Below are 13,313 nucleotides of genomic sequence, written 5' to 3'. Positions count from 1 at the left end.
CATTATGTTCGGAAAACTGAGTCTTGACGATATTCCCTATGATCAGCCAATCCTCGTGGTCACCGCCATCGTTATCGCGCTTGGTGGCCTGGCTATCCTTGGCGGGCTGACGTACACCAAGCGCTGGAAATGGCTGTGGTCGGAGTGGCTGACCACCGTCGATCACAAGAAGCTCGGTATCATGTACTTCCTGGTGGCCCTGGTCATGCTGCTGCGGGGGTTTGCCGACGCCATCATGATGCGTACCCAGCAGGCCATGGCCGCCGGCGGCGCCGAGGGGTATCTACCTCCCGAGCACTATGATCAGATATTCACCGCCCACGGCGTGATCATGATCTTCTTCGTCGCCATGCCCATGGTCATCGGCCTGATGAACCTGGTGGTGCCGCTGCAGATCGGTGCGCGCGATGTCGCCTTCCCGTTCATGAACAACCTGAGCTTCTGGTTGTTCATCGCCGGTGTGGCGTTGACCATGATCTCGCTGTTCGTCGGTGAGTTCGCCAAGACTGGCTGGCTGGCCTACGCGCCCTTGTCGGGGATCAAGTACAGTCCCGGCGTGGGGGTCGATTACTGGATATGGGGGCTGCAGATATCGGGAATCGGTACCACGCTGACCGGTATCAATTTCTTCGTCACCATTCTCAAGATGCGCACCAAAGGCATGACGCTGTTCCGCATGCCGATCTTCACCTGGACAGCGCTGTCCACCAACGTGCTGATCATTCTGTCCTTCCCGATTCTGACCGCGACCATCGCGTTGCTGACCCTTGATCGTTACCTGGGGATGAATTTCTTCACCAACGACATGGGCGGCAATATAATGATGTACGTCAACCTCATCTGGGCCTGGGGCCACCCTGAGGTGTACATCCTGATTCTGCCGGCGTTCGGGGTGTTCTCCGAGGTCGTCGCGACGTTTACCAAGAAACGCCTGTTCGGCTACACCACCATGGTCTGGGCCACAGCGGTCATTGCCTTTCTGTCGTTCACTGTCTGGTTGCACCACTTCTTCACCATGGGCGCGGGCGCCGATGTCAACTCCTTCTTCGGGATCGCGACGATGATCATCGCCATTCCGACCGGGGTGAAGATCTTCAACTGGCTGTTCACCATGTACCGTGGCCGGCTGTCGTTCACGTCACCGGTGCTGTGGACGATCGGCTTCATCATTACCTTCACCATCGGTGGGATGACCGGTGTGATGCTGTCGATTCCTGCGGCCAACTATGTGCTGCACAACAGCCTGTTCGTCATCGCCCACTTCCATAACGTCATCATCGGTGGCGTGGTGTTCGGCATGATGGCGGGGATGACTTACTGGTTCCCGAAGGCCTTCGGATTCACGCTCAACGAAAAATGGGGCAAGCGTTCCTTCTGGTTCTGGATCACCGGTTTCTATGTGGCCTTCATGCCGCTTTACGTGCTGAGCTTCTTCGGTGCCATGCGTCGCATGCAGTCTTACGCCAATCCCGACTGGCAGCCGTACTTTATCGTGGCCTGGGTGGGGGCGATACTGATCCTGCTGGGCATCGCCTGCACCGCCATCCAGTTCGTCGTGAGTGTTCGCGATCGCAAGAAGAATGTGGATATCACCGGCGACCCGTGGGATGGCCGGACACTCGAGTGGGCGACATCGTCACCGGCACCGCACTATAACTTCGCGCATCTGCCGCATGTCGAATCTCGCGATGTTTTCTGGGAACTGAAGAAGCACGGCAAGTTCGAGCAGTCAGCGCCGCCCTATGAAGATATTCACATGCCCAGAAATACGGCGGCGGGCCCGATCATCGGCGCGTTCAGTATCGCCTTCGGCTTTGCGTTGGTCTGGCATATATGGTGGCTTGTCGGCGTGGGTGCCGCGGGCATGTTCATCGCCTTCATGATGCGGGTCTTCAACGACGACATTGACTACTACGTCCCGGCGGCGGAAGTCGAGCGGATCGAGAAAGAGCACCATGCACGACTTGTCAATGCCGGCAGCGATGCCCGTAACGAGTCGGATGATAACCTGGGGGTGCAGGCGTAATCATGGCAACCGATACTCTTAACAAGCACGACGCTCATGCCCAGTCCGGGCATGAGCACCACGATGCCTCAGAGATAAAACAGTTTGGTTTCTGGGTCTATCTGATGAGCGATCTGGTGATCTTCGGGGTGCTGTTCGCTACCTATGGTGTGCTCTTTTCGGGCACGGCGGGCGGCCCGACACCGGACGAGATCTTCAATCTGCCGTTGATCCTGATCAATACCCTCCTGCTGCTGGTGAGCAGCTTCACCTTCGGCATGGCGGTGCTGGCGATGAACGCCGACCGTGTATCGCAGGTCAAGGTCTGGCTGGTGGCCACTTTCCTGCTGGGCGCCGGCTTTATCGGCCTGGAACTCTACGAGTTCACGGAGTTGATACTCGAGGGCTTTGGGCCTGATCGCAGCGCTTTCCTGTCGGCCTTCTTCACGCTGGTGGGGACCCATGGTCTGCACGTGACCTTTGGTCTGATCTGGATCCTGGTGATGCTGGTCCAGTTGCAGACCAAGGGCCTGAACGAGATGACACGATCGAGGATCATGTGCCTGAGTCTGTTCTGGCACTTCCTGGATATCGTCTGGATCTGCGTTTTCTCCCTGGTCTATTTGATAGGAGTCCTGATATGAGCGGACAAGCCTCTCACGATCAGCACAGTCATGGCAGTGTGCGTTCTTATGTGATCGGTCTGATCGTTTCTCTCGTGCTGACCGCGATACCGTTCGCGCTCGTCATGACAGGCGCTTTCAGTACCTTGACGACGGTGCTCACCATCCTGGTGACGGCCGTGTTCCAGATCGCGGTGCAGCTGGTGTTGTTCATGCACCTGAACGCCAAGGCGGACGAGGGTTGGAAACTCGCGACATTGGTCTTCACCGTGGCGATTCTGATCCTGATTGTCGGCGGTTCGATATGGATCATGCGCCAATTGCATGCGAACGTGATGCTCGGTGGGTAAGCCGTTTCAAGTGAAAGCCAAGGCCTTTGTTTCCCTCACCAAGCCCGGGATCATCTTCGGCAATCTGATTTCCGTGGCCGGGGGCTTCTTCCTGGCCTCGCAGGGCAACGTGGACTTCTTGCTCCTGTTGGCCACGATGATGGGCATTGCGCTGGTGATCGCTTCCGGCTGCGCGTTCAACAACTATATCGATCGCGATATCGACCGGCTGATGGAGCGCACCCAGGACAGGGTGCTGGTTCAGGGGCTGGTGTCGCCCCGAGCGACACTGGTCTTCGCCACGCTGCTGGGGCTGGCCGGTTTCGGTGTGCTGTACATCGGCACCACGCCGACGGCCCTGTTGTTCGCGGCGATCGGCTTCGCGATCTACGTGGGGGCCTACAGCCTCTACCTGAAGCGTCACTCCGAGTACGGTACGTTGATCGGCAGCCTGTCGGGAGCGACACCGCCGGTGGTCGGTTACTGTGCGGTCAGCAACGAATTCGACCTGGGTGCGCTGACGCTGCTGCTGATCTTCTGCCTGTGGCAGATGCCGCACTCCTACGCGATCGCCATCTTCCGTTTCAAGGACTATCGCGCTGCATCGATTCCGGTGCTGCCGGTCATTCGAGGTGTGCAAACCGCCAAGCACTATATCGCCGGCTATATCGTCGCGTTCCTCGCGGCGACGCTGCTGCTCAGCGTCGCCGGCTATGCGGGCTATGGCTATCTCATCGTCGCCGCGGCGATGGGCGGCTACTGGCTGTACATGGCGCTGGCCGGTTTTCGCACGACCAACGACGAGGCATGGGCGAAGAAGGTCTTCATCTTCTCGATCTTCACCATTACCGCCTTGAGCGTGATGATGGCCATCGATTTCCAGCTACCCGGTGCGCCGGTGTTATGGACCTCGTTACGCTGAGACGCGTATCGCTGACAAGCTATAGCGTCTCCGCACCAGGAGCGTCTCCGTACCAGGAGTGTCTGCGAACGAACCAAGCCACACGCGAGCGTGTGGCTTTTTTTCGTGGGTGCGCCAGGCATGGCTCACGTCTAATTCGGCGAGGTCTACTCCGGCGGAGTCTGGACTGAACTGGTTGCCACTTGGCTGTAGAGTGACGCCAGCGGCGGCTCGGGCAGCGGGAAGGGGCGGCCGGCGAGCGACAGTGCGGCGGGCATGCCGTCGGGGGCTTCGAGCTGCTGTTTCAGGCGGCGATAATCGACCAGGAAACGCCGGCCGGCCGCTGCCTGAGTCGCGGCATCCAGGGCTTCGTCGAGGCGTGCATCGGCGTTGTCGGCGCCGGCCTGAGCGGGGTAGACCTCGGGGTAGACCTGGGCATGGAGGATGCCGGCGTTATCCCAGCCGAACTTGACCGGCTGGTTGATCAGGCGCACCGAGGTACCGACCGGGACGCGATAAATCAGATCGGCGATATCCTCCGGCAGCATACGGATACAGCCATGAGAGACGCGCATGCCCACCCCGGCCGGGCGGTTGGTGCCGTGGATCAGATAGCCCGGTATACCGAGGATCATGGCATATTTGCCCAACGGGTTGTCGGGCCCGGCGGGGATGACGGAAGGCAGCTTTTTACCGTTTTTGGCGCTTTCCTCGATGACGCTCTGCGGCGGATACCAGGCGGGATCCTCGACCTTGGCGGTGATCGTCGTGCGGCCGAGCGGGGTTTGCCAGTCCATGCGGCCGATGCCGATGGGATAGGTCTCGACACGGGGCGTCTCGCCCTTCGCGGTGTCCGGATAGTAATACAGCCGCATCTCGGCCAGGTTGATGACGATACCCTCGCGCGGACCCGGCGGGAGGATGAAGCGGGTGGGCACCACCACCTCGGTGCCTTCGCCCGGCACCCAGACATTGGTCTCGGGGTTGGCCAGGACCATGGGATTGTAGCCGACGCCATTGCGCAGGCCGATATCGATTAGAGTCTCCTCGCCGCTGGCCTCGACGGTCCGTGCCTGGCCGACGATGTCGCTCGATTCGGGCAATGGGTAATGGCCCACCGGCTCGTTCGCCGGGGCCTCTACCTGGGCCATGGTCAGCCGCGACAGCGCCAGCAAACCCACCAGTAGACCGAGCGTCTTGCCGCCTAGTGTCTTGTGCATCCTGATTTCCTTTGTGTGCCGGTAGCCATCCGGTGTGTCATCGCGGGTACGCTATACCAACCCGCGTTCCGGGTCCATGGCAAGGCGCTTCGAGAGTCCGAACCAAAGACGCCGCGCGACTGGTGTGGTCGGCGCGGCGTCGTCAGAGGTCGACGCGGCGCTCAGACGTCGCGATAGAGCTCGCCGCCCTGCTCGCGGAATCGCTCGGCTTGTTCTTCCATGCCTTTGATCACCGCTTGCCGGTCGCCGTCCAGGCCGTGTTCGGTTGCATAGTCGCGGACCTCCTGGCTGATCTTCATCGAGCAGAACTTGGGACCGCACATGGAGCAGAAGTGCGCCACCTTGGCCGAGTCCTTGGGCAGGGTCTCGTCGTGGTATTTCCGCGCGGTGTCCGGGTCGAGGCCGAGGTTGAACTGATCCTCCCAGCGGAACTCGAAGCGCGCCTTGGACAAGGCGTTGTCGCGCCTCTGTGCGGCCGGATGACCCTTGGCGAGATCCGCCGCGTGGGCGGCGATCTTGTAGGTGATGATGCCGGTCTTGACGTCGTCCTTGTCGGGCAGGCCCAGGTGCTCCTTGGGCGTGACGTAGCAGAGCATCGCGCAGCCGTACCAGCCGATCATCGCCGCGCCGATGCCGGAGGTGATGTGATCATAGCCCGGGGCGATGTCGGTGGTCAGCGGTCCCAGAGTGTAGAAGGGCGCTTCATCGCAATACTCGAGCTGCTTGTCCATGTTCTCCTTGATCAGCTGCATGGGCACGTGGCCGGGGCCCTCGATCATCACCTGGACGTCGTGCTGCCAGGCGATGCGGGTCAGCTCGCCCAGGGTCTCGAGCTCGGCGAACTGGGCCTCGTCGTTGGCGTCGGCCACCGAGCCCGGGCGCAGGCCATCGCCCAGCGAGAAGGCGACGTCATAGCGCTTGCAGATCTCGCAGATCTCCTCGAAGTGCTCGTAGAGGAAGCTCTCGCGATGGTGGTAGAGGCACCACTTGGCCATGATCGAGCCGCCGCGGGAGACGATGCCGGTGACGCGCCTGGCGGTGAGCGGCACGTAGCGCAGCAGCACGCCGGCGTGGATGGTGAAGTAGTCGACGCCCTGTTCAGCCTGTTCGATCAGGGTGTCGCGGAAGATTTCCCAGGTCAGGTCCTCGGCTGCACCCTTGACCTTCTCCAGCGCCTGGTAGATCGGTACGGTGCCGATGGGCACCGGGGCATTGCGGATGATCCATTCGCGGGTCTCGTGGATGTTGGCGCCGGTGGACAGATCCATGATGGTGTCGGCACCCCAGCGGATGCCCCAGGTCATCTTGTCGACCTCTTCCTCGATGGAGGAGGTGACCGCCGAGTTGCCCAGGTTGCCGTTGATCTTCACCAGGAAGTTGCGGCCGATGATCATCGGCTCGGATTCCGGATGGTTGATGTTGCAGGGAATGATCGCCCGGCCCGCGGCAACCTCATCGCGCACGAATTCCGGGGTGATCTCCTCGGGCAGGCGGGCGCCGAAATTTTCGCCCGGGTGCTGGTGGCCGAGTATCCGTTCGACTTCTTCGGTACCTGCGTACTTTGTAGAGAGTGCTTGCCGGCGCTGGTTCTCGCGAAGGGCAATAAACTCCATTTCCGGGGTGACGATACCTTGACGGGCGTAGTGCAGTTGGGTGACGTTGCGCCCGGGCTTGGCGCGCCGTGGCGTACGCGTCAGGTCGAAGCGCAGCGGGGCCAGCGTCGGGTCGTTGGCGCGGCGGTGGCCATACTCGGAGGTGGGGCCGTCGAGCCGCTCGGTGTCGTCGCGCTCGTCGATCCAGGCGCGGCGCAGCTCAATCAGGCCGCGGCGCAGGTCGATGTCGGCCTCGGGGTCGGTGTAGGGGCCGGAGGTGTCGTAGACCAGCAGCGGCGGATTGGCTTCATCGACGCCGGAAGTTGTGGTTGGTGAGAGGCTGATCTCACGCAACGGCACGCGGATGTCGGGACGCGTACCCTCGACGTAGATCTTGCGCGATCCGGGCAAGGCCTGGATGGCCGCTTCGTCGACTTGGGCCGTTTCGGCGAGGAAGTGGGTGGTCTTGCTCATGGTGTTCTCCCTTGGGTAGGCGCTGTCAGGGAGGACCGCCGGGAGGACAGAGGCAGGCCGATGGAATCCGGCTGCATGTCGCTTGATCCCTACGCTGGTCCTAGCCAGTTCAGGTTCAACGGGCCCCGCCATGACGCCACGGCGTATTGCCGTGCCATAAGGCGATCTCAGCCGGTTCCACCGGCACCCCGTCAAGCGTGTGCGGGAACGCGCCCGCACAGTCGGCAGTGTGGGTAACGCCGCGGCGCCGGTCAAGCGGCGTGCGAAAGGAAGGCGGCCTTCGCGCCGCGTGCGACAGCAAGGCCCGGCATCATGCGCCCCGAGTAGCCGTGCGGGTTCAGCGATAGAGCCGGTGGCGGCGGTAGTCGCTGCGCTGTTGCTGCTCTTCGGGGGTCTTGCGGTAGCGCTTGTATTCCCACTGATACTGCGCCGGATCGAGGGCGATCGCCGCCTCGACGCTGGCATTGACGCCGCGTGCGGCGATTGCCTCGTCGGCATCGTAGACGCGCTCGTCGGCGGCGAGGAAATGGATCTCGAACCCCTGTGGCTGGCCTTCGCCGGCTTGTCGGCGGCGGGCCACGCCGGTGACCACTCGGGCCTGGGTGCGCGCCACCAGCTTGGGCAGCAGGGTGCCGGTATAGGCCGGGCGATGAAAGAAGTCGGCGAATACCCCGCCCCGCCAGTCGGGCTCCTGGTCGGGCAGGATGCCCACCGCCTCGCTACGCCTGAGCGCCTTGAGCAGCGCGGCGACGCCACGTGAATTGGTGGGCACCAAGGCCGCGCCCATGCGCTCGCGGCCCTGGCGGATCAGCGGATCGAGCTCGGCGATCTTGGGCGGCTCGTACATCGCCGTGAACGGGAAGTGTGCGGACAGCCAGAAGTTGAGGACTTCCCAGTTGCCGAAATGCGGCGCCAGCACGATCACCCCGCGGCCCTCGGCGCGGGCCTCGTCGAGCAGCTCGCGGCCGTGCACGGCCTGGATCGAGGCCTCGACCCGGGCCGGATCGGCCATCCAGGCGAAGCCCAGCTCGAGCATCGTCGCGGTGGAATGACGGAGGCTGTCGCGAGCCAGCCGAGCGCGCCGCGTGTCATCGAACTGGGGGTAGACCTCGCGCAGGTTGATATCGGTGACCTTGCGCTCGCGGGCGCTGAAGCGATAGATCAGCGGCCCCAGTCGGCGCGCCAGACGCCACAGCGTGATGGGTCGGGCGTGCGACAGCAGGCGCCACAGGGCAGCGATCAAGCGCGCTTGCAAGGCGCTGGGGTAGGGTCGGTCACTCATGCGGGTCGACGGCTTCAAACTCCGGGGCGAGCATTTAACGGGTTGCGCCGCGGGCTTCATGCAGCGCTTTCGGTCGGTGTCGTGTCGTCACGCTACCACAGCCAGGTTTCGATATTGCTCGGCGCGCGCTTTTCCTGAAGGCCCTTGAAGCCCTTGACGCAGCGCACGATCAGCCAGATCGCCAAGCCCAGCATCAGGATCAGACCGATGCCGATCAGCGACAGCAGCGCGGCGACGATGGCATACAGCAGGCCGATCCAGAAGGTGCGGATCTGGTAGCGGTAATGCCCATCCAGCCACGGCGGGCCCTTGCCGCGATACACGTAGGCGATGATCACCCCGACGATCGGCGTGATGCCGACCACGAAGCCGGCCAGCAGCAACGCGTAGACCACCATGGCCATGGTGGTGTCGGCAGGCTGCGGGGCTTCGTCGGCGAACGTTTCGGGGCTGTCGAAAAGCGGATCGGCCATGACGGATCTCCAGGTCGATGAAGGCGGGGGGATGGAAACTATTGACGATCGGGGCGGCACAGTTCGATCAGGTTGTTGTCAGGATCGCGCAGATACAGCGAGACGATCGGCCCGCCGGCGCCCTGACGGGCCACCGGGCCGGTCTCGACCTGAATGGCCAGGGCATCCAGGTGCGCCTGTACCTCGTCGAGCGGCAGCAGGCTGCGAAAGCAGATGTCCAGGCTGCCGGGCATCGGGCAGCCGGCGCGCGGCGCGATCGAGGTATCGACCGGATGCAGGCGCAGGGCGATGTCGCCGAGCACCAGGTCGACGCGCTCGGCGTCGCGATAGCGCGCCTCCAGCCCCAGCACCCGGGTGTAGAAATCCACCGCCCGGGGGATGTCGGTGACGGTGACGACCAGATGGTCCAGGCCCGCTAGCATTGGCATGTTCCTCATGGGCTTTCATGGCTGCGCAGCCGCCGGTCGGCGACGGCGACCCGGCTTGTTCTCGGTATTCCAGCATACGCTGATACGCGCGTCGCTGTCCCGCGTCACCGAGTGACCAGTGGCATGAATCGCCAACCGCTAATACGCTGTGACAACGGGCGGTGCTGGCCGCGCAAAAGTGCTTTGTTGCCGGCAGGCGCCGGCGTATAGTCGCCCGCGAAATTGCGCTACTTCCATGACAGCGTTGTCCGTCTGGCGTTCCACCTTGGCGTGGCACCGCCGTTACCATCGATCGTGAGGCATCCATTTCATGTCGCCCCAGTTACTGGCCATGGCCCTGGCTCCCCTGTTGGGTCTTTTCATCCTGGGGATCGGCAACGGCTTTCTGGCAACGCTGATCACCCTGCGTCTGGACGCCGCCGGCGCCTCGGCGGTAGTGATCGGCTGGGTCTCGTCGGCGTATTTCATCGGCCTGGCGATCGGTGCGCTGCTCAACGACCGGCTGTTGCTGCGCATCGGCCACATCCGTGCCTATGCTTGTTTCGCCTCGCTGGTGGCGGTGACCGTGCTGCTGGCGGGGTTATGGCTGAATCCCTGGTCGTGGTTCGTGCTGCGGCTGATCGGCGGCTGGGCGACGGTGGGTGTGTATCTGGTCATCGAGAGCTGGCTGTTGACCGCCTCCGACACCCGGGTGCGCGGCCGGCTGCTGGCGCTGTACATGATTTCGCTGTATGCCGCCGGGGTGATCGGCCAACTGCTGCTGGGGGTGACCGATGCCGCCGGCGCGCAGGTGCCGTTCATGGTGATCGGGCTGCTGGCGTCGCTGTCGGTGCTGCCGATGGCGATGATTCCGCGGGTCTCGCCGCTGCTCGAGCACGCCGAGCCGCTGCCGCCGTTGCGCCTGATCATGCTCACCCCGACCGGGGTGATGGGCTGCTTCGGATCGGGATTGGCGGTCGCCGCGCTCTATTCGCTGCTGCCGCTCTACCTGCAGCGCAGCGGATTCAGCGTTCAGCACATCGGCCAGATGATGGCGGTGATGGTGCTCGGCGGCATGTTGCTGCAATACCCCATCGGCCGCTGGTCCGACCGCCATGACCGCCAGCTGGTGCTGATCCTGATCGGCATCGCCAGCCTGGCGCTGTCGCTGGGCGCGCTGTCGCTGGCCGACTGGCCGTGGCTGCTGGCCGGCGTGCTGTTCCTGCTCGGCGGCGGCGTGTTCGCGCTGTATCCGGTGGCGGTGAGCCACGCCGCCGACCGCGCCCCGGCCGGTGCGCTGGTGCGCATGAGCCAGGGGCTGTTGCTGATTAATGCACTGGGTTCGACGCTCAGCTCGCCGTTGATCTCGCCGATCATGGCGACCCTCGGCGACGCCGGGCTGTTCTGGTCGCTGGCCGCGCTGGGCGCGGCGCTGACGCTGTTCTTCACCTGGCGGCGCAGCCGCCGTCCCGCGCCGCTGCCGGTGGCGCCATTCACGCCCAACCCGCCGCAGACGGTGGTGGGTGCCGAGCTCAGCGTGACCGACGAGCTGGTGCAGGGGGCGATCGATCACGAGCACGCCGAGGATCTGTCGCAGGCGGTACCCGACGTGGATGTCGCCGCGCCGCTGGTCGGCCCGCCGCCGCCGACTGACTCGCAACCGCCGTCTGGCGAGTCCCCGCGCGAGGCGCGCAGGGCCGAATTCGAGGAAGAGACCGGCGACTGGCGCAGTTAGCGATACCCGAGTAGACCGCCGATAGTGCAATGTCGCGCGCAGCGCGACGCGGTTATGCTGAGGCTGGATACCCCAATCGCGGAGGACGGCATGAGCGAGGCATTGGTTAGCGTCAGCGAGCACAGCGGCGTGGTCCGGTTGACGCTCAATCGACCCAAGGCGCTGAACGCGCTGAACAGCGAGTTGCTCGGCGAGCTCGAGCGGGTGCTCGACGACCTGGCCGCACGCGACGACTTGCGCGCGGTGCTGATCACCGGCGCCGGCGACAAGTCCTTCGTCGCCGGGGCGGACATCGCCGAGATGCGCGACAAGAGTCCCGACGAAGCGCGCGACTTCGCCAGCCAGGCGTTGGCGACCTTCAAGCGTCTCGAGCGCCTGCCGGTGCCGGTCGTCGCGCTGGTCAACGGCTTCTGCCTGGGTGGTGGCTGCGAACTGGCGCTGGCCTGCGACTGGGCAGTGGCCAGCGACAACGCGCTGTTCGGCCAGCCCGAGGTGCTGCTCGGGGTGATTCCCGGCTTCGGCGGCACCCAGCGGCTGCCACGGCGTATCGGCCCGGCGATGGCGCTCGATCTGATCACCACCGGGCGCAAGATCGATGCCCAGGAAGCGCTACGCGTCGGCCTGGTCAACCGCATGGTGCCGCAAGCGGAGCTCGAGACGCTGGCCGAGGAATTGACCCGGCAACTCGGCGCCAACGGGCCGCAGGCGATCCGTGCCGCCAAGCAGGCCATTCACGCCGGCCAGGGTCAGCATCTGGACAGCGCACTGGCGCTGGAAACCAGCCTGTTCGCACTGGGTTTCGCCGGCCCCGAGCAGCGCGAAGGGATGAGTGCTTTCCTGGACAAGCGCCCGCCCGACTTCCAGCGCTGACCCCGCAGCCGTGCCCGGCGGGTCAGCGCGCCGGGTCGATCACGCCGCAAAGCGAGGCGTTGCGGCGAAACCAGCCGGCGATGCTGGTACGCGGATAACGGGTCGGCAGCACCGCGTGCGGTACCCGGTCGGAGAAAAAGCATACCAAGGTGCCGGCTTCGGGACGCACCCGCGCGAGTTCGCGGGTGTCGTCGTGCTCGGCATAGATGGCCATCTCGCCGCCGCCGTCGGACGGCCAGTCGGGGGTCAGATAGAGCACCGTCGAGATCACCCGGTTGGCGCGTCCCTGAAAGCTATCGAGGTGGGTGCGGTAGAAGCTGCCGGGCGGGTAGTGGGCGAAGTGCGCCTCGAACTCGAACAGCCCCAGGTAGAGCGCCTGGTTGATCTGACCCTGCAATTGCGCCATCAACGCCAGGTAGTCGCGCTGGGCCTGGCTGTCGCGATTCAGCCAATGAATGGCGTCGCCTCGGATATCGCGGCGCAGCCGGTGCGCCTCGCCGCGGCCGACCCCCGCGGCTTGCAGGGCACTGTGTTCGGCGAGCGTGTGGACCTCGGCGTGCAGGGCGCGGCACAGCGCCGGGTCGAAAAAGCGCTCGCCGACGAACCAGCCGTGGTCGACGAGCCGGTCGACCAGCGTCGTCAGCGCGGTGCCATCGAGCCCCGAGAGCGGATTGGCGGAATCTGGCGCAAGCATTGGGTGGCCTAAGCGTCGATGTCGGGAATCGTCCGGCGGCGTTCCGGCCGGTAGCGCAGCGGGCTGTCGGGCGGCGCGTGGTCCAGACTCACCGGGCAGCCGAAGCCCTCGGCGAGTAGCTCGACCAGCATCATCGCCGACAGCCCCCAGATGACATGCCCCTCGGCGGGGTAGCTGGGCACGTAGCGCGGTACGCCATCGACCTCGATGACGTCGGTATGGCTGCGCCGATCGTCGAGGAAGAAGCGCAGCGGCACCTCGAAGATGGTATCGAGCTCGCCGAGTTGCGGGCGCAGCGCCAGGTCGGCGGGGATCACCCCGACGAACGGGGTGACGCGGATGCCGTGCAGCGAGATCACGTCGCTCAAGCGGCCGAGCAGACGCACCCGCCCGGGCGCCAGGGCGATCTCTTCCTCGGCCTCGCGCAGCGCGGTGGTCAGCAGGTCCGGGTCCTGGGGTTCGCGCTTGCCGCCGGGAAAGGCCACCTGACCGGCATGCTGCTTGAGATGCCCGGCGCGCCGGGTGAACAGCAGCGTCGGCTCGGCACGCTCGACGATCGGCAGCAACACTGCCGCCCGGGGCAGGGCGAGGCCGACCTTGCGCGGCGTGTGCGCTTGCAGGCGCTCGTGAAGTGTCTCTAACATGGGCGTTCCGAGAATTTAATGTTCTTATTATCCAGCCGGCCAGCCGAAAAAAGAAGGCGTCAAG

Annotated in this window: 13 protein-coding genes and 1 riboswitch; of the genes, 6 read left to right on the top strand and 7 right to left on the bottom strand. The window is 64.4% G+C overall.

Annotation, left to right across the window (positions count from 1 at the left end; all coding sequences use genetic code 11):
- The first annotated feature begins 4 nt into the window (after window positions 1-4).
- The 4 genes from cyoB to cyoE are packed head-to-tail and all read left to right on the top strand — an operon-like array spanning window position 5 to window position 3,879.
- On the top strand, window positions 5-2,026 hold the full coding sequence (gene cyoB / locus HALZIN_RS0111000) for a cytochrome o ubiquinol oxidase subunit I (protein WP_031384267.1): 2,022 nt from the start codon (window positions 5-7) through the stop codon (window positions 2,024-2,026).
- Window positions 2,027-2,028: 2 nt separating this feature from the next.
- On the top strand, window positions 2,029-2,649 hold the full coding sequence (cyoC, locus tag HALZIN_RS0110995) for a cytochrome o ubiquinol oxidase subunit III (protein WP_031384266.1): 621 nt from the start codon (window positions 2,029-2,031) through the stop codon (window positions 2,647-2,649).
- Window positions 2,646-2,978, top strand: a complete 333-nt coding sequence (gene cyoD, locus HALZIN_RS0110990; RefSeq protein ID WP_031384265.1) for a cytochrome o ubiquinol oxidase subunit IV — start codon at window positions 2,646-2,648, stop codon at window positions 2,976-2,978. The genes cyoC and cyoD overlap by 4 nt, the downstream gene beginning before the upstream one ends.
- Entirely contained in the window at window positions 2,971-3,879 is a 909-nt protein-coding gene (gene cyoE / locus HALZIN_RS0110985) for a heme o synthase (RefSeq protein ID WP_268871181.1), read from the top strand. The genes cyoD and cyoE overlap by 8 nt, the downstream gene beginning before the upstream one ends.
- Before the next feature lie 146 nt (window positions 3,880-4,025).
- On the opposite strand, the gene HALZIN_RS0110980 is transcribed toward cyoE, so the two are convergent.
- The 5 genes from HALZIN_RS0110980 to HALZIN_RS0110960 form a co-directional block, all read right to left on the bottom strand.
- Window positions 4,026-5,078: a L,D-transpeptidase family protein gene (locus HALZIN_RS0110980; RefSeq protein ID WP_031384263.1), complete on the bottom strand. Its 1,053-nt coding sequence runs from the start codon at window positions 5,076-5,078 to the stop codon at window positions 4,026-4,028.
- Window positions 5,079-5,239: 161 nt separating this feature from the next.
- Window positions 5,240-7,144, bottom strand: a complete 1,905-nt coding sequence (gene thiC / locus HALZIN_RS0110975; RefSeq protein ID WP_031384262.1) for a phosphomethylpyrimidine synthase ThiC — start codon at window positions 7,142-7,144, stop codon at window positions 5,240-5,242.
- A gap of 69 nt (window positions 7,145-7,213) precedes the next feature.
- Window positions 7,214-7,345: riboswitch (TPP riboswitch) on the bottom strand.
- A 136-nt stretch (window positions 7,346-7,481) separates the two neighbouring features.
- Window positions 7,482-8,426, bottom strand: coding sequence for a lysophospholipid acyltransferase family protein (locus tag HALZIN_RS0110970; protein WP_031384261.1), 945 nt, complete (start codon window positions 8,424-8,426; stop codon window positions 7,482-7,484).
- A 92-nt stretch (window positions 8,427-8,518) separates the two neighbouring features.
- Entirely contained in the window at window positions 8,519-8,899 is a 381-nt protein-coding gene (locus HALZIN_RS0110965) for a DUF4870 family protein (RefSeq protein ID WP_031384260.1), read from the bottom strand.
- Window positions 8,900-8,937: 38 nt separating this feature from the next.
- The gene (locus HALZIN_RS0110960; protein WP_031384259.1) at window positions 8,938-9,321 is read right to left on the bottom strand and encodes a VOC family protein; all 384 of its coding nucleotides are present in this window, start codon (window positions 9,319-9,321) and stop codon (window positions 8,938-8,940) included.
- A 316-nt stretch (window positions 9,322-9,637) separates the two neighbouring features.
- Here HALZIN_RS0110960 and HALZIN_RS0110955 point away from each other — a divergent pair, with 316 nt between their 5' ends.
- On the top strand, window positions 9,638-11,041 hold the full coding sequence (locus tag HALZIN_RS0110955; protein ID WP_084173522.1) for an MFS transporter: 1,404 nt from the start codon (window positions 9,638-9,640) through the stop codon (window positions 11,039-11,041).
- 90 nt (window positions 11,042-11,131) lie between these two features.
- A complete protein-coding gene (locus HALZIN_RS0110950; RefSeq protein ID WP_031384257.1) occupies window positions 11,132-11,911 on the top strand; it encodes an enoyl-CoA hydratase-related protein in 780 nt (259 codons plus the stop codon).
- Between the two features lie 22 nt (window positions 11,912-11,933).
- Here HALZIN_RS0110950 and HALZIN_RS0110945 read toward each other — a convergent pair whose 3' ends face one another.
- Both HALZIN_RS0110945 and HALZIN_RS0110940 read right to left on the bottom strand, forming a co-directional pair.
- A complete protein-coding gene (locus HALZIN_RS0110945) occupies window positions 11,934-12,605 on the bottom strand; it encodes a 2OG-Fe(II) oxygenase (protein WP_051907481.1) in 672 nt (223 codons plus the stop codon).
- Window positions 12,606-12,613: 8 nt separating this feature from the next.
- Entirely contained in the window at window positions 12,614-13,249 is a 636-nt protein-coding gene (locus HALZIN_RS0110940) for a CoA pyrophosphatase (protein WP_031384255.1), read from the bottom strand.
- Window positions 13,250-13,313: the final 64 nt, after the last annotated feature.

The organism is Halomonas zincidurans B6 (assembly GCF_000731955.1).
Classification (GTDB): domain Bacteria; phylum Pseudomonadota; class Gammaproteobacteria; order Pseudomonadales; family Halomonadaceae; genus Modicisalibacter; species Modicisalibacter zincidurans.
The sequence above is the reverse complement of the archived record's forward strand: the minus strand, read 5'-3'. Positions and strand labels throughout refer to the sequence as shown.